This is a genomic window from Pseudoalteromonas sp. M8, assembly GCF_018141365.1.
Lineage (GTDB): Bacteria > Pseudomonadota > Gammaproteobacteria > Enterobacterales > Alteromonadaceae > Pseudoalteromonas.
The window spans coordinates 1,945,955-1,963,071 of the sequence record NZ_CP047240.1; the positions used below are offsets into that span (position 1 = coordinate 1,945,955).

The 17,117-nt window shown below is 42.3% G+C and carries 19 protein-coding genes; 13 read left to right on the forward strand and 6 right to left on the reverse strand.

Features of this window, described 5'->3' with window-relative positions; genetic code table 11:
• Nucleotides 1–17: 17 nt before the first annotated feature.
• From GSF13_RS13390 to GSF13_RS13405, 4 genes are all read left to right on the forward strand, one after another.
• Complete coding sequence (locus tag GSF13_RS13390; protein WP_227387192.1) at nucleotides 18–1,631, forward strand: ATP-binding protein; 1,614 nt, start codon at nucleotides 18–20, stop codon at nucleotides 1,629–1,631.
• 239 nt (nucleotides 1,632–1,870) lie between these two features.
• Entirely contained in the window at nucleotides 1,871–2,368 is a 498-nt protein-coding gene (locus GSF13_RS13395) for an RNA polymerase sigma factor (protein WP_095727866.1), read from the forward strand.
• A gap of 182 nt (nucleotides 2,369–2,550) precedes the next feature.
• Nucleotides 2,551–4,137, forward strand: coding sequence for a TonB-dependent receptor plug domain-containing protein (locus tag GSF13_RS13400; RefSeq protein ID WP_211868680.1), 1,587 nt, complete (start codon nucleotides 2,551–2,553; stop codon nucleotides 4,135–4,137).
• Nucleotides 4,077–4,961 (forward strand): TonB-dependent receptor, encoded by an 885-nt coding sequence (locus GSF13_RS13405; protein ID WP_211869013.1) that lies wholly within the window; start codon nucleotides 4,077–4,079, stop codon nucleotides 4,959–4,961. The genes GSF13_RS13400 and GSF13_RS13405 overlap by 61 nt, the downstream gene beginning before the upstream one ends.
• Before the next feature lie 49 nt (nucleotides 4,962–5,010).
• Here the strand turns inward: GSF13_RS13405 and GSF13_RS13410 are convergent, their stop codons facing one another.
• The gene (locus tag GSF13_RS13410; protein ID WP_227387189.1) at nucleotides 5,011–5,385 is read right to left on the reverse strand and encodes a VOC family protein; all 375 of its coding nucleotides are present in this window, start codon (nucleotides 5,383–5,385) and stop codon (nucleotides 5,011–5,013) included.
• 229 nt (nucleotides 5,386–5,614) lie between these two features.
• Here GSF13_RS13410 and GSF13_RS13415 point away from each other — a divergent pair, with 229 nt between their 5' ends.
• Both GSF13_RS13415 and GSF13_RS13420 read left to right on the forward strand, forming a co-directional pair.
• Complete coding sequence (locus tag GSF13_RS13415) at nucleotides 5,615–5,920, forward strand: NIPSNAP family protein (RefSeq protein WP_010604531.1); 306 nt, start codon at nucleotides 5,615–5,617, stop codon at nucleotides 5,918–5,920.
• Nucleotides 5,921–5,947: 27 nt separating this feature from the next.
• Nucleotides 5,948–6,463 (forward strand): GNAT family N-acetyltransferase, encoded by a 516-nt coding sequence (locus GSF13_RS13420; RefSeq protein WP_010604532.1) that lies wholly within the window; start codon nucleotides 5,948–5,950, stop codon nucleotides 6,461–6,463.
• Nucleotides 6,464–6,512: 49 nt separating this feature from the next.
• On the opposite strand, the gene GSF13_RS13425 is transcribed toward GSF13_RS13420, so the two are convergent.
• Nucleotides 6,513–7,412, reverse strand: a complete 900-nt coding sequence (locus GSF13_RS13425) for an EamA family transporter (RefSeq protein ID WP_206472758.1) — start codon at nucleotides 7,410–7,412, stop codon at nucleotides 6,513–6,515.
• A 116-nt stretch (nucleotides 7,413–7,528) separates the two neighbouring features.
• Between GSF13_RS13425 and GSF13_RS13430 the strand changes: the two genes are divergently transcribed.
• The gene (locus GSF13_RS13430; RefSeq protein ID WP_010604534.1) at nucleotides 7,529–8,011 is read left to right on the forward strand and encodes a MarR family transcriptional regulator; all 483 of its coding nucleotides are present in this window, start codon (nucleotides 7,529–7,531) and stop codon (nucleotides 8,009–8,011) included.
• Between the two features lie 173 nt (nucleotides 8,012–8,184).
• On the opposite strand, the gene GSF13_RS13435 is transcribed toward GSF13_RS13430, so the two are convergent.
• Together GSF13_RS13435 and GSF13_RS13440 are read right to left on the reverse strand one after the other, a co-directional pair.
• Entirely contained in the window at nucleotides 8,185–8,610 is a 426-nt protein-coding gene (locus GSF13_RS13435) for an N-acetyltransferase (protein ID WP_211868688.1), read from the reverse strand.
• A complete protein-coding gene (locus tag GSF13_RS13440; protein ID WP_010604536.1) occupies nucleotides 8,607–8,858 on the reverse strand; it encodes a hypothetical protein in 252 nt (83 codons plus the stop codon). Before GSF13_RS13440 ends, GSF13_RS13435 begins: the two co-directional genes overlap by 4 nt.
• Before the next feature lie 1,294 nt (nucleotides 8,859–10,152).
• Between GSF13_RS13440 and GSF13_RS13445 the strand changes: the two genes are divergently transcribed.
• The 3 genes from GSF13_RS13445 to GSF13_RS13455 all read left to right on the forward strand — a co-directional run bounded on the left by GSF13_RS13445 (nucleotide 10,153) and on the right by GSF13_RS13455 (nucleotide 12,306).
• Nucleotides 10,153–10,566, forward strand: a complete 414-nt coding sequence (locus GSF13_RS13445) for a hypothetical protein (RefSeq protein WP_211868690.1) — start codon at nucleotides 10,153–10,155, stop codon at nucleotides 10,564–10,566.
• A gap of 123 nt (nucleotides 10,567–10,689) precedes the next feature.
• Nucleotides 10,690–11,115 carry a hypothetical protein gene (locus tag GSF13_RS13450; protein WP_211868692.1) on the forward strand — a complete coding sequence of 142 codons (426 nt, stop codon included), beginning with the start codon at nucleotides 10,690–10,692 and terminating at the stop codon, nucleotides 11,113–11,115.
• Between the two features lie 129 nt (nucleotides 11,116–11,244).
• Nucleotides 11,245–12,306, forward strand: a complete 1,062-nt coding sequence (locus tag GSF13_RS13455) for a hypothetical protein (RefSeq protein ID WP_211868695.1) — start codon at nucleotides 11,245–11,247, stop codon at nucleotides 12,304–12,306.
• Nucleotides 12,307–12,490: 184 nt separating this feature from the next.
• On the opposite strand, the gene speB is transcribed toward GSF13_RS13455, so the two are convergent.
• Together speB and speA are read right to left on the reverse strand one after the other, a co-directional pair.
• Nucleotides 12,491–13,411 (reverse strand): agmatinase, encoded by a 921-nt coding sequence (gene speB, locus GSF13_RS13460; RefSeq protein ID WP_211868704.1) that lies wholly within the window; start codon nucleotides 13,409–13,411, stop codon nucleotides 12,491–12,493.
• Nucleotides 13,412–13,414: 3 nt separating this feature from the next.
• Nucleotides 13,415–15,328 carry a biosynthetic arginine decarboxylase gene (gene speA, locus GSF13_RS13465; RefSeq protein WP_211868713.1) on the reverse strand — a complete coding sequence of 638 codons (1,914 nt, stop codon included), beginning with the start codon at nucleotides 15,326–15,328 and terminating at the stop codon, nucleotides 13,415–13,417.
• A 270-nt stretch (nucleotides 15,329–15,598) separates the two neighbouring features.
• Between speA and GSF13_RS24935 the strand changes: the two genes are divergently transcribed.
• The 3 genes from GSF13_RS24935 to GSF13_RS13475 all read left to right on the forward strand — a co-directional run bounded on the left by GSF13_RS24935 (nucleotide 15,599) and on the right by GSF13_RS13475 (nucleotide 17,116).
• Nucleotides 15,599–15,730, forward strand: a complete 132-nt coding sequence (locus GSF13_RS24935) for a hypothetical protein (RefSeq protein ID WP_274517153.1) — start codon at nucleotides 15,599–15,601, stop codon at nucleotides 15,728–15,730.
• Nucleotides 15,731–15,821: 91 nt separating this feature from the next.
• Nucleotides 15,822–16,664 (forward strand): alpha/beta hydrolase, encoded by an 843-nt coding sequence (locus tag GSF13_RS13470; RefSeq protein ID WP_211868715.1) that lies wholly within the window; start codon nucleotides 15,822–15,824, stop codon nucleotides 16,662–16,664.
• 62 nt (nucleotides 16,665–16,726) lie between these two features.
• On the forward strand, nucleotides 16,727–17,116 hold the full coding sequence (locus tag GSF13_RS13475) for a hypothetical protein (RefSeq protein ID WP_010604541.1): 390 nt from the start codon (nucleotides 16,727–16,729) through the stop codon (nucleotides 17,114–17,116).
• The last annotated feature ends 1 nt before the right edge of the window (nucleotide 17,117 follow it).

Genomic DNA, 17,117 nt, shown 5'->3' on the forward strand with positions numbered 1-17,117 from the left:
AGAAGCCCCACAACTGAATGAAAAGGCTATCGTTAAGACTCAAAACCATGATTGGCACCGCTATTATTGAAGCGGTGTTGTTGAGTGCGCTCATATTTGTAGTGATTGATTTTATGATGGAGTCTGCAAATGACGCCATGAATAAACGCGCAACGACAACCGCAAGCCTGTTTGCGAGTGCGACCAAAGATGCGGTGCTGTCATACGATTTGGCCACACTGGATGCTTTTACCAATGAGTTATTAAGTAACCCAGATATCCTTTACGTTAAAGTCATCGATGGTGAAAACCAAACTCTTTCTTTTGCAGGTAACGAGCGCTTAAAAGAACGTACATTTGAAGGTGATACGTTAGTTGAAACAGTTACCGACGGTATTTTTGATATTCATGCTGATATTGTTGAGGGTGGGACCCTGTTTGGCACCATTCAAATAGGCATAGATATTGGCACCATAAATCGAGCTATGTCAGAGGTAAAACGCTGGACGGTTTCCATCGCGCTGTTTGAAATGGCGTTAGTTGCTATTTTCTCTTATTTTCTCGGTATATATCTCACAACCAATCTGTATATACTGAAGAATCAAGCTAAATTTATCGCTCGGAATGTCAAAAACGGCGTGTTTGATTTCAAATGGAAACCAATACAGAGTAAAGATGAGTTACAAGAGCTATCTTTGGCGTTTGATGAGCTATCACAAACCTTAGCCGAAGAGCATGAGCGTCGAGAGCGATATAAGCATGACTTGATTGAGCTAAATAAACATCTAGAAGAATTAGTGGCGCAAAGAACTGAAAAACTGAATCAGAAAAATCAGCAGCTTGAGGCTACCAATAGAGAGCTTGAAGCCGCACAGCAACAGCTTGTTCACTCAGAAAAAATGGCATCGGTGGGTCAATTAGCCGCCGGGGTTGCCCATGAAATAAATAATCCGCTCGGTTTTGTCATGAGTAATCTCGATGTGATGCGTCACTATCATGGCGATTATGCCGAACTTGCAAAGCGTGCGATTCAGCTTGAACTTGAACCCAGTACACTCGTAGCGTTTAATCAGTTTATTCAAGACAAAGACTTTGCTTTTATTAATAGCGATTGTACTGAGCTTATTGACGAGTCGATGACTGGGCTACAAAGAGTGTCTGCGATTGTGAACGACCTCAAACAGTTTTCAAGGGCAGATACTATTCAATTGCAACCTTGTGATATTAACGCCTGTATTAAGACAACGTTAAATCTGGTGGAGAGTAAGCTCAAATATCATGCTAATGTGATCACACAACTGAATGAAGTCCCTCAAGTGCTCGGTAATCAAGGTAAACTAATTCAAGTATTAACGAATTTACTGATCAATGCGGCTCAGGCATTGAAAAGCGAAGGAGAGATCCGCGTCTCAACAAGTCTAGAACAACAGCGTGTACTGATCCGAATTCAAGATGACGGGGTGGGGATCCCCGAAGAAATAAAAGATAAAATATTTGACCCATTTTTTACGACTAAGCCCATTGGCAACGGGACAGGCTTAGGCCTTTCAATAAGTTATGACATTATTAAAGAGCATGGTGGCGAGCTTGTAGTAGAAAGTGAGGTTGGGATTGGAAGCTGTTTTACTATCACCCTGCCTGTTTCTCCTTGAACTCGAAAAGCAGTTTGATCTTGCCCTTGTTATTCAATACTCAAGCATTCCTAATCCGCAGTTCAGCTCCATACTCAGATAGTGAATATCAGTTAGTGTGAGCCTAAGACAAAGGTTTCTAAATAAAGGGTAATAGATTACCCCCACTTAGGCTTTATATCTCAGAAGTATTGCAATTTTAATAAATGGTAATTATTATCATTCGCAATTTTTGCAAGGACTTGCGTGTTGACTTTTAAATGATGTATTCACAAGAAATATTACAGTCACTCTCCTCAAATGAATGTGCACTAAAACGTTTTCTGACTAGCAAGCTTGGTTGCTCAGATACAGCGTCAGACATTCTACAAATCATTGCTGAAAAACTGTTAAAGATGAAAACAAAGCGAAATGTAGAAAATCCAACTGCCTATCTGTATCGCTCCGCCCACAATGAAGTCATTAATTACTTCCGTACTGAACAGGCTAGAACCCAGTATGAAAAAGCGTACATGACGACATGTATTGATAGTCAAATAGCCGATATTTCAAAGTGCCATATCAGCTCGTGTGAGCTTCGTTGCATAAACTTGGCACTGGACGAGCTGCCATTGTTAACCCGGCAGATATTTTTTATGTACACCATCAAGGGTGTTAAACAACGAGATATTGCCACACAGTTAGCAATTAGCCTGTCAAATGTAGAAAAGCGTCTCACCGTAGCAATAAACTTTTGTAAAGAGGTACTGTCTCGGTAAGTACGGGTGGCACTTTCGCTGCTCGCACATAAAAAGTATGACGAACACCTTTCAGTTACTACTTATCTTAATGCTCGCCGTTACGCTAAAGCGGATTTTTATAAGATTTTTACGGGTTTGTTAATTCGTAGACGTCTTAACGATGAATTATATAAATGGGTACATGAAAATAGAGGATGACCATGAAAAGCCATACTTTTAGAATAAATAAGTTTCAGCATGCGATGAATATATGTAGACGGAGCTTATTTATTTCTAGCGCAGGACTCATATTGGCAACTGCGAACGTTTATGCTAGCGATACTACGTACCAACTAAATATAGAACCCCAAACGCTTTCTACAGCGATAACCGAACTGTCAGCTGCAACGCAGCAGCACATTACTGCATATGGTGTCGCGTTAGCAGAGCAAAAAACGATACAATTGAAGGGAAACTATACGACGGAAAAAGCACTTGAAATTCTTTTGAAAGGAAGCGGGCTTGTTGCAACTAAAGTTGACGAAAATCGTTTCTCAATCCATGAAGTAGGCGCAGCTCTCGCGCGTGATAATGAAATTGAACGTATTGCGGTGACGGGCAGTTATGTGGTCAATGAGCCAATAGACACGGCAACAGGTTTGGGTCTGACATTGCAAGAAACCCCGCAAACCGTGAATATTATTACCCGGCAAAGTATTGAAGATCAGGCGTTAACGTCACTAACCGATGTGATTAATAATGCTTCTGGCATTTCGGCCAAAGCTTACGATAGCTCAAGGAATGCGTTTTCGTCTCGAGGCTTCAATGTTGACAACTACCAAATTGATGGGGTGCCAGTACAGTGGAATGGCGCGCAGAGTGCTGGTGAGTCGCTCACCGACACGGCGCTTTATGAACGTATTGAAATCGTGCGTGGAGCAACAGGGTTGTTGACCGGTGCAGGAGATCCGTCGGCATCGATTAACTTGGTTCGTAAACACGCAAATTCGAGTGAACTTAGTGGCAAGGTAATTGCGCGCTTAGGGCGCTGGAACAATTATTATGCGAGTGTTGATCTGGGCACCGGGCTAAACGAAAGCGGATCTGTTAGAGGTCGAACGGTTATGGTGCTGCAAGAAGGCGACTCTTTTGTCGACTATGAAAAAAAGAGTAAACAGGTTTTTTATGCCACCGTTGATGCAGATTTGTCGAATGCAACCTTACTGCGATTAGGGTATAGCATTCAAGACAATGAACCCAAAGGCTCTCAATGGGGCGGGCTGCCAATATTCAACTCTGATCTCAGCCGTACAGACTTTGATCGTTCAGCTTCAGTGGCCGCAAAATGGAGTAGTTGGGCCAGTACACACAAAACATTTTTTGCAAACCTACATCACAGTTTTAGTAATGGATGGGAGTTGGTTGCCCATGCGAATAAAAATGTCAGCACTGCAGACATGTATTTACTTTGGGTATCCGGACTTCCTCATCCTGTGACGGGGGCTGGGATGACTGCTTCTGGATCGCGCCTAGAAAATGAAAGAGAGCAGATTGACTTTGGTGTCAGATTACAAGGCATGTACTCTTTATTTGACCACGAACATGAATTTGTAGTTGGGGTTGCAAAGAGCGATCAGGACTTTGTGTATTACGGCTATGAAGGTGGGGGAGCAAAACTGCCAAACCAGTCACAAACTTTTTTGAGTGGAACGGGGAATTTGACCAGCCAGATTGGGGTCAAAAATACATCAGCCAGGATTACACCACTGAGCAAACAGGTTACTTTGCTGCGACACGAATACATTTGAGCGATAAATTTAAGGCAATTGTTGGTGCACGGTTAGCGAGCTGGAATAGGCAGGGTGTATCCTATGGAACAGACCAAGACTATGGCGATGATGACGTATTTATTCCCTATGCGGGGCTACTGTATAGCTTAAATGACAGTCATACGATTTATACAAGTTATACGGAAATCTTTAAGCCGCAGAATGCGGTTGACGCTGATGACAATTACTTAGACCCCCTCACTGGGCTCAATTATGAAATTGGTTTGAAAAGCACTTATTTCAATGATGCGTTACATACCAATATAACTTACTTTCAAACACAGCAGGAAAACTTAGCGGTTGTTGACCCTGATTTTGTTCCACGTCCTGATAAGTTAGCTGCATACAAGGAAGCAGATGGTGTTGAAAGCGACGGTTACGAGCTCGAAGTAGTCGGTCAGATCATGGACGGCTGGAAGATTAATGCCAATTATACTGCATTCGAAGCAACCGCTGAGGATAGTAGTGGCACATCAAATACGGTTAATACGCGATTTCCTCGAAAAATATTTAGATTATTCAATACCTTTGAATATAACCAATTTACATTGGGTGCAGGTATTTCTTGGGAGGGTGAAAATTACACTGACATAAAATCACCATTAGGCAATGTACGAGTTGAACAGCCAGCCTATTCACTTATCAATTTAATGGCTAGATACCAACACAACGAGGCGCTATCAGTACAACTAAATATTGATAATGCCTTTGATAAAGAATATTACAGTCAGATCGGCTTCTACTCGCAGCTAGCATATGGTGAGCCAAGAAATATTAGTTTGAGTCTTCACTACAAACTATAAATTTGAACTCCATATTCGATGGAAAAAAGGTATAGAGCTAGAAATAGCGCTATACCTTATCACTAGTAAACACGCGAATACGATGTCTATCAGGGTCTAATACGACAAAACTAGCGCCATATCCCTCGGCTTGCGGGACCTGAGCAAACTCAATATCTAGTAATTTCCATGTATCGTATAAAGCCAAAAGCGCTTCTTGGCTTGGTTGCATAATAGAGATTTCAGAACCGCCCCCGGTAATGCAACTTGGTGGTGTAAGGGCTGTGTTTTGTTTAAGTGCAATGGAGACGTTGTGTGCACATTTCATAGAAACAAAAGTTGGAGAAAGCTGCGCTGCCTCACATTGGAATAGCTGTCTATAAAACGCTTCGCTTAGCTTGATATCGCTTACATATAACACCAAAGAATCAATGGTGATCATCATGGAATTCCATCATCTTTTAAAAATTGCAGCTAAGATACGCTCTTAGTGTGTCAGTTACTGTCAGTAGCTTTACGCTGAGTTCAAAACAGGAGTTTGAGCATTTAATCGAGACCGATAGTCCCATATCACTTTAACTTCATGTTATTAACGCTTAAAGTAATCTCACACACTGTCCATCGGTGTGTAGAGCAATGTGAAACTGGTGTTTTTAACAAAAAGGAAAGGTTGTATGGTTACTTGCTACTTAAAATATGTTGTTGATCCGGCAAAAATTGCTGACTTTGAGGAATATGCGAAAATGTGGATCCCACTCGTCAATCGCTTTGGTGGGCAGCATAATGGCTACTTTTTACCATCGGAAGGTGCAAGTAATATTGCCTTGGCATTATTCACCTTTCCCAGTTTGGCGGCCTATGAAACGTATCGCAACGAATCGTTTCAAGATGCTCAGTGTCAGGCTGCAATTAAATTTGCAGAAGATACCGGTTGCATAATTAGCTATGAACGCAGCTTCTTTAGACCTGTATTTGAATAGAGGTGAGTAAATGGAGCTGAACATCCCGTGCAACTAGATATTTCTGCCAATCTCAAACTACAAAACCTTGCTTTGACGCATGCAAAACCATTGTTTGATTGCGTACAAAGCAGCCGTGCAAGTTTACAAAATGTGCTGCCGTGGGTTGCGACACTACATACCGAGGCTGACGCAGAGCGATACATCGACACACGTATAAACAACCAAGTCGGCGGACTTTGGTCTGCTATTGAATTTAATTGCGAGTTTTGTGGTGTGTTTGGGATCAAATATATGGATGCGCAAACGCAAACTGCTGAAATTGGCTATTGGCTTGGCGAAAAGGCAAGAGGTTACGGCTTAATCGGTCTAGTGCTTGAACAGGTTATTGCCAGGCTTCGAGAGGTAAGTGATATTAAAACTGTGGAGTTTCAATGTTTACAGTCAAATATTGCGAGCCAGCGGATCATTGAAAAAATAGGCGGCCAGTTTGTTGAGTCCTGTGTCAATGATCTGGGCGTAGCAGGTGACGAGCCATTATATATTTATCGACTCACACTTTAGTTTCGCCTTTTTAAAGGAACGAGCGCATAATTGCTATGCGCTCAACTGATTAGTTTACCTCACACTTAGGAGGCACTGCTCGGCTTCGTAGGGTAGTGACGATAATTTGCGGTAATAGCGGCATTACAATCATGCCAACCATCAAACTATACTGAAGCGGCGTGAACGTCTCGCCCAGTAGCACCAACCCCGTCAAAATACCCGCAATCGGATTTGCAATACCACCAAAGGTAAAGTCCACCACAGACATACGTTGTAGTAACCACACGTACAAACTATAACCCAGTGCGGTGTTCAGGAGCACGACCCATAATATGCCGCTGAGATTAGTCATCGAGAAATTGTTAAAAGCTGCAATATACTTAGCTGGTGCGATCACACCGTGAACGCTTGATGCGAGTGTGAGAATAACGCCGCCAATAATGAGTTGCCAAGTTAACACTGTCCACCAATGCATGCGACCACCAAGAGACTTAGTGATTGAGCTGCCGATCACGATACAGGTTATTGCCGCAAGTATTGCCGCTAAACCAAGAGGGTTTAAACTCAGTGAACTCGGATCAAATAGCAACCAGGCCAACACAATAAGCGCCGCACCGCATAACGCTTGCACCAATCCCGGACGTTGCTTATTGACTAACCAATGATAAAGCATGGCGAACACCGGCACAGACACCATGCCCACGCTAGATATGGCAGATGGTAGCGTTAACGACATCACGAAGATCATGCTAAAAAAGGCCGCGATATTAATCGCCCCAAGGGCGCATAGTATTTTCCAGTCAGTTTTTTTTGGCAAACTTGGCTTAACTGCTAGCAAAATAAGCCCAGCTGGAAGCGCTCTAATAGCGCCAAGTAAAAGAGGCGGCCAGTCCGCAAGGGTGTATTGTGTTACCGCGTACGTGGTGCCCCATAAAAATGCAGGGATCATCGCGAGGAGTATGTTCACATTAACTATCTTTATGTTGAGATACTTTGCGGTAAGGTATTACTAAAAACACTTTTTGTAAAGTATCTTTATGTTAAGATATTTCTTTACAAAGTTTGTTGTCGGGGCAAATATTGATGGATGCGATTGATAGAGTACAAGAGCAGTGGGCTCGCGAAAAACCACAGTTAGAAACAACGCCCATGGCGATAATGGGTCGCTTAGTGCGCATAGCTAAACATATGGAAGCCGAAGTTGAAAAGCTACATAAGCAATACGGATTAAATTTGGGCGAATTTGATGTGTTAGCTACCTTGCGCCGCAGCGGCAAACCATTTCGCTTAACCCCATCAGAGCTATTTAAAACCATGCTACTCACCTCTGGCGCGATGACCAATCGTTTAGATAAGCTAGCGGCAAAAGGCCTTATTAAGCGTGAGCATTGTAAAGAAGACCGCCGCAGTGTAACAGTTGAATTGACAGCCGAAGGCCTCGCCCTGATTGAAGAGCTGATTGAGCCGCATATCGCCATTCAAGCCCAATTGGTTGAAGGGATGAATAGAGAGCAGCAAAACTTGCTAAATAGTGTGTTAAAAGAGTGGTTAACGCAATTTGAGTGAGGATGTAAACAGTTTTTAGGCGGTTCACCCGCCGAGAAGTGATGCCTTTCGGATGTGGGGAAAGTGGTGTTGCCTGCGCGTTCAGGTTTTACTTAAATCATTGGACTGTTTGCAAGCAGCACATAACCATCATAGTGTAGTAGGTTCGAATAATCGAAGCGCTATTCGATCCACTAAACCTTTGTACTCATCACGTACTCTGGATACCCTGTATGTTCGTCTTTCTTTTCAGCGATAACTCTGAAGCCTTGAGATAGGTAAAACTGATAGCTTGCTTGATTTTCTTTGTATACACAAAGCGTCAATATCGGTCTTTGATTTTTTGCATGAGTAAGCAATTGTTTGCCTATGCCGTTTCCCTGTTGCTTTGGTTTCACAAACAGGGCGGCTAAGCTGTTTTGGTGTAAAGCGTAAAACCCGATAACGTCGGAGTTCAGTTTGTAGACGTAAACCTCTGAAGCTGGGAGATAAATATTACGCATATTTTCTAAATTAGCTTGCCAAAACTCAGCTGAGATAAACCCGTGTGCTTGAATGGATGCGCTCAGCCAAATTTCAAGTATGGTATCTATGTCATCCTCAGTGTATTTTCTAATCATGATTGCAGCGCTCGCAATTTTTCAAGCACTTCGTTTAGTACAGCAATTCCCATTGTTTTTTCCACGAGGGAATTCATATCCCCTTGAAGAAATTCATTCCAAGATACGGTTTTGGCGCCTGAATTGTGTGCATATCTACCATACGCAGATAACACAGTTCCATCATCCTGAATGGAGACGAGATAAAGGTTTTGATCCGGCGTATCAAGCCTACGCTCGAATAGTGTTTTAGGTTGTATATATTCCATGACTGCTTATCAAATAAAAAAGTGGCGATATGAATTCAGGTCTCAAGTCTGTGTTGAAGGTTTTTAAAACGTACAGTGATTACCTTTTTATTCTTTGTGATGTGCAAATTATCACTGGGCCATACTTGGTACAAGTGCTTTGTTGGCGAGATGGCATGCTTAATCTTTAAAAAAACCAAAATAAATTACAAGACCGACCTAAATACGTTAACTTGAAATTGTCTTTTTTGATTGGTATCAAAGCGCATCCATGCGCTTCTCGTTCATTCTTTTGAAACGACGCGATCGAGCGAACCAAGAAAACGTCGCCCTAGCATCACACTTAATCCTCAAATCCTAACCCGATATAGTGCAACCGTCTTGTAAGGCACGTCCCTGTACCAGACAAGACTTGGCCGACGTCCTGTCGGCACATTGCATATCGGATTATGATTTTCGGGTGTGATGAAGGGGAATAAGTCGCCTGTTAGCTGTTCACAAAGCCATTAGCAACATAGTTGTTTGCAAGCACCACAAGAATCTATCAGCACCTTGTATCTCCCTCATCACACCCGAAAGTAAATTGCCAATGAGTCATTTCAGCGCATGGATGCGTGAAAAGCGGTGACAGGGCCAAGGATGGCCCTTACACAGCGGTGACGTTCATATTGGCGATTTACTTGAGGAGTCAGTGTGATGTTGGGAGTGCCCTTTCTTTTGCATACTTGTTCTTTGGGCATCAAAGAAAAGTATGTCGTAGCCCATGGATGGGCGTCGAAACCTGTCAGGATGACGGGCTGACTTTACGATAAATTTCGAGCTACCAGCCGTTAGCAAAATAAATCTCCATGTTTAATATCAAAGCGCATCCACGCGTTCCTCGTTCATTCTTTTGAAACGACGCGATCGAGCGAACCAAGAAAACGTCGCCCTAGCATCACACTTAATCCTCAAACCCTAAGCCGATATAGTGCAACCGTCTTGTAAGGCACGTCCCTGTGCCAGACAAGACTTGGCCGACATCCTGTCGGCACATTGCATATCGGCTTACACTTTTCGGGTGTGATGGAGGGGGAAATAAGTTGCATGTGAGATTTGGCTTTTCTTTAGCAGCTGAACTGTTTGCAAGCGGTACACCAGAAAGAAAATTCCAAATGTTGCCCAAGAGTTTTATTACGCGCCTATCTACCTGTTTACTTTGAAGTTGTTCCGTGGGATTCTTAGATAAACTAATATCGTTCGAAGTGACTATTTTTATTCAGGCATTTTGGAGAATATAGACTGTGAGAGTTTTCAAAAAAACTAAGGAGTAGGGATGAAGTCTAAAGATGATGTTTGGAAAAAAGCTTGTTCAACATCAATGAATAAATGGATAGGTATTATTGAAGAAGAAACAGAAATTGTTTCATTTGGTTCTAATCCAACACAAAAAATGCACGATCTAATTGATAAAATTAAACATGCAATTGCAACAGGCGAAAATTTCGATACATCTATAGATGAACTTATTCAAGAAACTTTTGATAAAGGCGTTCAGAGTGGCTTTGCCAAAGGGCTAGCTAAATTTATTGATGGTTCGATAACAACAAAGAAAATTAGAAACGAAGATAGTTGGATTTTAAGCACCAATTCAAAGCAATATCAAATCACCGCCAAGTTGCCAAGTGCTGGCGAAAAAACAATTCAAACTACTTCATATATAAAAATCAGTGAGCATGGCTTTGAGTAACAAAGGTTAACATGTACCTAAACGACAGTACGCAAAATAGCAGGCTGTATTTGTTTGTCGCTATGACCAAGCTTTTCCACGCCCATCGCTCATATACTGGCGTTGGTATTTTTAGAGACTAATGTGAAATTTGATCCAGCATGGGAGTTCATCGATAACTCCAAAATAGTAAAAGAACAGTTTGATGAGTTGCCTAGTTTTCACGATGCCTATATTGAGAAGTTGGCATTTCATAGTGGTAATTGTAATGATGGCGGTGTCATTCAGCCTAGTTTATTAGTTGTACTCGACCTACCAGTCAGAGAGAGAAGTGGAGCTTCTTATGAGTTCCTGTATTACGTACAATTAGAACTTGAGCTATCGGGCATTATTAAAGCATCTCTTAGAGACTTCACTTATGATAATTGCTTGTATTTTTTGAATATTTCTCGTAAAGAGGATTCTGGTTTACTTACTGTAAAAATGGACTCATCTACAAATGGGGATTCGTTTGAGTGTGAGGTTAAATGTACGTCGGTCACTGTCCAAAGCTGTAAAAAGAAAGACTAACAAAATGGCTAAAAAATTAATTAAGCAAAATTAAAAGTTTGTGATTAGTATTTGTTATTTACTTTTTTAAACACCAGTAAGTTAATCTGCTCGTTAACCGTCTAAGCATACTGTCAGGAGTAATAGATTATGGAATTAAAAGATTTTGGATATCACTATTTTGATGAATTCATGAAGAATAATGATATATCAGTCTTACCTGATAGCTATCTTGGTCATATGATGTTGACAAATGCAGAAAATGGCGTGTGTGCTGGTAATTATTCGAATTTACTTAATCTTTCAGTCGCAGTAGAAGCATTAATTGATCGTGATATGCACATTTCATGGTTAATAGATAATCTGAAAGCTTTATCAACATCGCCCTATACTAATATGCATGAACAGATTAACCTTAACTCGAAAGTTGCTGCTGAATTGATTGCTGGTGGACTCCTAGCTGAGTCGTTTAATGAGCTTAAGCCTCTACCTGAAGCTAAAGGAGATAAAACGCCAGACTTTAAGCTATTTGACTCTGGTTATGCTGAGGTTTATTGCCCTCAGACATCACAACAAAATATAACTGTTTTGAATGAACAGAAAAAAATTCAAAAAGGTAAATCTGTTGTCCTCGCCTTCTCATACCCATTAACAGGTCAGACTGCCGGAGCTAAGAAATATCCAGCCAATAAAGTAATTGACCGCGTCATTAATTATAAGCGCGAGAAAGATCAGGCTCGTGAAGATGCTACAAATTTATTGTGGCTAGATTTAACTCATGGCTTTGATGTATATAGCAGCGATACACAACCATTAAAAACAGTTTTACACGCAGGTACAGCCTATACTGGTAGTTTTGGTGTTTGGCATGCATTTTATGGGAAGGCGGGTGAGAGCGTATTTGCTTCTGAAAGAACTGAACTTAAGTATCTAGACCTTAACTTTGATTCTTATCAACAGCAGAAAGAAGGTCTTTTTAGACAGCGTAACCAATTGCATGGTGCAATTTTGTTATTGAAGGACGGTATTATATTTTTTGAAAACCCCTGGTCATCTAGACCACTTACAGAGTGTGTTAAAAAGAAAATATCTCAACTTCATCGGTTCCGTGCAAATTTCTCGTGGTTTCAATGTGGTACACAGCAGCTTCATAGCTCTGTTATTGATAATGAGCTAGTTAAAATTAATTGGTTATATCAAAGAAATGGCTAACAAAAGCATTAAGTTGACGTTTTAGACTAGGAATTTTGAGGCTTAGTGGGTTGGTTGCGGTGCACCAGATTAAAATGTTTACCACAGCACAATGTTAAAACTTGACCCGTACTTACTATCCAAAGATAAACCCCAAACAAAAAAGCCACCTGGTTAAGGTGGCTTAGTCCAACCCTGCATCCGGTTATTTATGCTTTACAGCCCACAGATGCAGTAGTTCGTGTGCAATGGTGGCGGCGGCGATTGCGGTGAGCTCGCTTTGGTCGTAGGAAGGGGAGACTTCTACTACGTCCATGCCTATCATGTTTAGCCCTTGCAATGCGCGTAAAACCTTCAGCACTTTGTCGCTGGTTAGGCCGCCGCATACTGGGGTGCCGGTGCCTGGTGCGAATGCTGGGTCTAGACAGTCGATATCAAAGGTTAAGTACACCGGCAAGTCGCCAACGCGTGCTTTGATTTGTGCTGCTATTTCTTCGGCACTTAAGTCGTTTGCTGCCATAGCGTCAATCACGCCAAACTCGTGGCCTTGCTCTGTGTACTCGGTTCTAATGCCAATTTGCATTGAATGCTCTGGGCTTATTAGGCCTTCAATCGGAGCATGATAGAACATAGTACCGTGATCATAGCGTGAGCCTTGGCTGTACGTGTCTGTGTGCGCATCAAAATGTACAAGCGCCATTTTACCGTGAATTTGCTGGTGAGCACGCAGCAATGGCAGGGTCACAAAGTGATCGCCGCCTAGGCTTAATAGCGATTTGCCTTGCTGCAAAATTTGCAGAGCAGCTAGCTCGAGTTGCGCAGTAAAATACTCAGGATCGCCAACCGGGTAAGTGAAATCGCCAGCGTCCTGAAGTTTAATTTTGTCCCACAATGCAAATGACCAAGGGTATTTTTTACTTTCCCAAGCTAAGTGCACGGATGCGCGACGGATTGCATCTGGACCCAAGCGTGCGCCTGGGCGTCCAGAGGTTGCCAAGTCAAATGGCAAGCCAAGTACCACAACGTCTGCATCAATATCTGTGATATTGCGTACCATTGGCTGACGTAAAAACGTCATGCCGTTGGAGTACAGAGAATGATCAGTGTGATCGAATAAGTGGCTCATGGGTTAAAAATCTTCCAAATAAGTATAGCCGTCAAGGCCGGTTTCAAGCTCTGCCAGGCAGGTAGCTCGTTCTTCAAGCGGTAGTTTGCTTTCAACTAGGTTGGCAAAGTTACGCTTAAATTGTTCAACATCAAGGTGTACATAACGCATCATATCGGCAACGGTGTCGCCCGCATTCACATTACCAAGCGACAATTCGCCCTGGTCATCTAATGTGGCTACAACGGTATGGGTGTCGCCAAATAGGTTGTGCATGTCACCTAAAATCTCTTGGTATGCACCCACCAAGAAAAATCCCAATAAATAGGGTTTATCTTTGCAAAACTCTGGTACTGGTAGTGTGGCTTCAATACCTTGGCCATCCACATAATGCTCCACCGTACCGTCAGAATCACAGGTAATATCCAGCAATACCGCGCGGCGCTTTGGTGCCTCTGTTAACCCGCTGAGTGGCAGTACAGGGAATACCTGTTCAATACCCCAAGCGTCTGGCAAAGATTGAAATAGCGAGAAATTCACAAAGAATTTATCCGCAAGCTTAGCACTGAGTTCGTCAATAATTGGGCGATGGAAACGGTTTTTGTTATCCATACGCTTGTTTAGCTCATAACATACGCGCAGGTTTACTTGCTCCGCCCAAGCTCTTTGCTCAAGGCTTAATAGGCCCATCGCAAATTGGCTGTGTACTTCTGCCAAGTCGCCCTGCGTATCATGAAAAATTTCAATCAACGCGCGGTCATCACTCTGCTCGTTGAGCGCCTGCCAAGACGTCCACATATTGTGTAGTAGTCTTGGGGCGTCACTTACCGGTGCAGTTATCTCTTCCACTTGATAGCTTTCAGTGCCAATCACATCGGTGATTAATACCGCGTGATGCGCCGTTAGCGCACGACCCGACTCAGAGATGATCTTTGGCATTGGCTGATTGTATTGCTTACAGGTATCGCCTACGGTGTAAACGATGTTGTTTGCATATTCAGCTAAGCTGTAGTTCATCGAGTTGGACGACTGGCTACGCGTTCCATCGTAATCCACTGCAAGTCCGCCACCTACGTCTAAATTCAACAGGTTTGCACCTAAACGGCGTAATTCGCAGTAGAATCTAGCGGCTTCACCCACACCAACGCGCACGTCACGAATATTGGCCATTTGCGAGCCTAAGTGAAAGTGCACCAGTTGCAGCGCGTCTAGCATGTCAGCTTGCTTTAATTGATTAACAACCGTAAGGACTTGCGATGCAGACAGACCAAATTTGGACTTTTCACCGCCGCTTGCTTGCCATTTTCCTTTACCTTGTGATGCCAAACGTACGCGTAAGCCTAAACGTGGTTTAACGTTGAGTGCTTTGGCTTCTGCCATCACGATGTCGAGCTCAGAACGCTTTTCTAAAACGATATAAACCTGATGGCCTAATTTTTCACCGATAAGCGCAAGACGGACGTATTCTCTGTCTTTGTAGCCATTGCACACGATCACTGCGCTGGTTTTTTCACTGAGCGCCAATACGGTAAGTAACTCAGCTTTACTGCCAGCTTCTAAACCAAGCTGTTTTTTATCGCTGGCCGCTTGGCTTGCGATAAGCCCCTCAATGACTTCTTTTTGTTGATTTACTTTAATTGGGTAAACCAATAAATAATCTTCTGGGTAGCTGTAATCAGTAATCGCCTGATTAAACGCACCAACAATATTATGTACGCGCTGTTCTAGAATTTGTGGAAAACGCACTAGCGCAGGTAGGGTATAACCCTCAGATTTAATTTGTTGTGCAATGTTTGTCAGAGTTACGGCGTGCTGTGGCTGCTGTTGGTTCGGCATCGCAGTAACCTCTCCCTGATCATTAATACCAAAGAAGCCTTGGCTCCAGTGGCGCACGTTGTAGCATTCACGTGCTTGCTCAGAAGAGGTAAATTTGGTCATTCAAGTTCCTTAACGTAAGTTAGAGTTCAGCCTGCAGTGCGCCATCAATGGCGGCTACTCACTGAGTGATAGGTCTCATTAATTTTCGCGCATTAGACACAAATAGAAAGTCTCAGTCTAATGAGTTATTTTGCTCGTCAAGAGTGACAAATCTTTCCCTTAGTTTAGTTGCGCTATAACGTGAATTAAGTGAGTGTAAACAAGGAGTAGTAAATTCTACTCTCGTGGTTTTTTAAGCTAACATTCCATCAAAACGCAAGGTTTGCATCGATGACCATCAATATTATTTATGTCGCTTTGCTCTGTGTGCCTTTGCTTATTTTAGACCTTAAGCTTAGTCGTCGAGAAGGTGGTATCTTGTTTATGGGTTATGTAGCTTATTTCATTTATACGTTGAATTAATAAAGTTTCAGAAGTTTCTGAAACTTTATTGCGTTTATCGAGTAAACTAATTTAGTATGTTATTGGGAAAACTTAAAAATGAGAAAGGACAATGAAAACAATAACATCAGCAGTACTCGGACTCGTCGCTTACAGTTCAGTAGCCAGCGCCAACCAATCAGTTCATGAACACGATTATCAATATGTGGAAATAAACGGCAATAAACTTGCCTATGCTTGCAAAGGAGAGGGCGAAACAACGGCACTTTTACTTGCTGGAATGGGTCTTGATGCTCATGAAACCTACAAAAACACCATTCATAACATAAATCCAAAAGGCTATCGCTTATGTTTTTATGATAGAGCGGGCACCGGAAAAAGCACTTTTGCGAAGCCTCGAGTACGGACTATGTTGGAGCTTACACAAGAGCTTGAGGCATTCACTCAAGCCACTAAAATGGATAATTTAGTACTTGTACCTCACTCTTTTGGTGGTTTTGTTGCAAGAGCCTATGCCAACCGAAACCCTGAAAAAGTGAAAGGGATGGTACTTATCGATATCGCTCATGAGTCTTGGTATCACGATATGGAAAGTAAGATGTCCAAAGAAGCATGGAAGATAATGGAATGGATCATTAACTGGGAGCGAGATACTCATTCACTAGAAGATTTTGAAGAAGCTTCTGCCCATACAGAGATGTACAAAATCAACCAGAAAATGCCAGTTACTATACTGTCACGTGGGATCCCTTATGTGACTATCCGCTCTACTGGTATGAGTTATGCCGATGTTGATGTTTATACTCAAACTTCAAAAGGCTCCCAAATAAAGCTGCAAGAAATTGGTGATAATGTTACGCCCATTACCATGAAATATGCATCTCACCTGTTTGATGAAACAGATCCATTTATTGCCATCAAATATATTGAAGAAATGGTGAAAAAGGTACGATAATATTTTTTACGCAAAGGGTTAGCGGTTATACTGCTGCTAACCCAACTAACAATAATAAAGCAATGTTCTCTCATCACATAATCAGTTCAAAAATCACGACTTTCTTAGTAGCAGCAGCCGGCTTTGCAGGGGTGGTATTGTCAGTACTGGGTGTATTTAACCATCCGCAATTGACGTTAATCCTCGACTTTACAGCAAGCTTTTTATGCTTGATGGTCGCGTATAAGTTATATCAAAAACAACTCAGGGCCTTAAGTTGGGCAGCGGTGCTCGGCGCGCTTATGTCCGTTGGCGTAGTCGTCGATGATACGCTAATCCAATTTTCATCAGGGCTGCTATTAACGGTTCAGTTGAACCTAGAAACCATAGCTGTAAACATCAACTTGCTTGGCTTGATAATCATCGCGACTGCGCTCACGGCAAAAATAAAGCTAACTAATTCAAAGGAATAAT

Coding starts and splice junctions, on each gene's coding strand:
- GSF13_RS13390 (WP_227387192.1), top strand. CDS start 18: ATGAAAAGGCTATCGTTAAGACTCAAAACCATGATTGGCACCGCTATT.
- GSF13_RS13395 (WP_095727866.1), top strand. CDS start 1,871: ATGATGTATTCACAAGAAATATTACAGTCACTCTCCTCAAATGAATGT.
- GSF13_RS13400 (WP_211868680.1), top strand. CDS start 2,551: ATGAAAAGCCATACTTTTAGAATAAATAAGTTTCAGCATGCGATGAAT.
- GSF13_RS13410 (WP_227387189.1), bottom strand. CDS start 5,385: ATGATGATCACCATTGATTCTTTGGTGTTATATGTAAGCGATATCAAG.
- GSF13_RS13415 (WP_010604531.1), top strand. CDS start 5,615: ATGGTTACTTGCTACTTAAAATATGTTGTTGATCCGGCAAAAATTGCT.
- GSF13_RS13430 (WP_010604534.1), top strand. CDS start 7,529: ATGGATGCGATTGATAGAGTACAAGAGCAGTGGGCTCGCGAAAAACCA.
- GSF13_RS13435 (WP_211868688.1), bottom strand. CDS start 8,610: ATGATTAGAAAATACACTGAGGATGACATAGATACCATACTTGAAATT.
- GSF13_RS13440 (WP_010604536.1), bottom strand. CDS start 8,858: ATGGAATATATACAACCTAAAACACTATTCGAGCGTAGGCTTGATACG.
- GSF13_RS13445 (WP_211868690.1), top strand. CDS start 10,153: ATGAAGTCTAAAGATGATGTTTGGAAAAAAGCTTGTTCAACATCAATG.
- GSF13_RS13455 (WP_211868695.1), top strand. CDS start 11,245: ATGGAATTAAAAGATTTTGGATATCACTATTTTGATGAATTCATGAAG.
- speB (WP_211868704.1), bottom strand. CDS start 13,411: ATGAGCCACTTATTCGATCACACTGATCATTCTCTGTACTCCAACGGC.
- speA (WP_211868713.1), bottom strand. CDS start 15,328: ATGACCAAATTTACCTCTTCTGAGCAAGCACGTGAATGCTACAACGTG.
- GSF13_RS24935 (WP_274517153.1), top strand. CDS start 15,599: ATGACCATCAATATTATTTATGTCGCTTTGCTCTGTGTGCCTTTGCTT.
- GSF13_RS13470 (WP_211868715.1), top strand. CDS start 15,822: ATGAAAACAATAACATCAGCAGTACTCGGACTCGTCGCTTACAGTTCA.
- GSF13_RS13475 (WP_010604541.1), top strand. CDS start 16,727: ATGTTCTCTCATCACATAATCAGTTCAAAAATCACGACTTTCTTAGTA.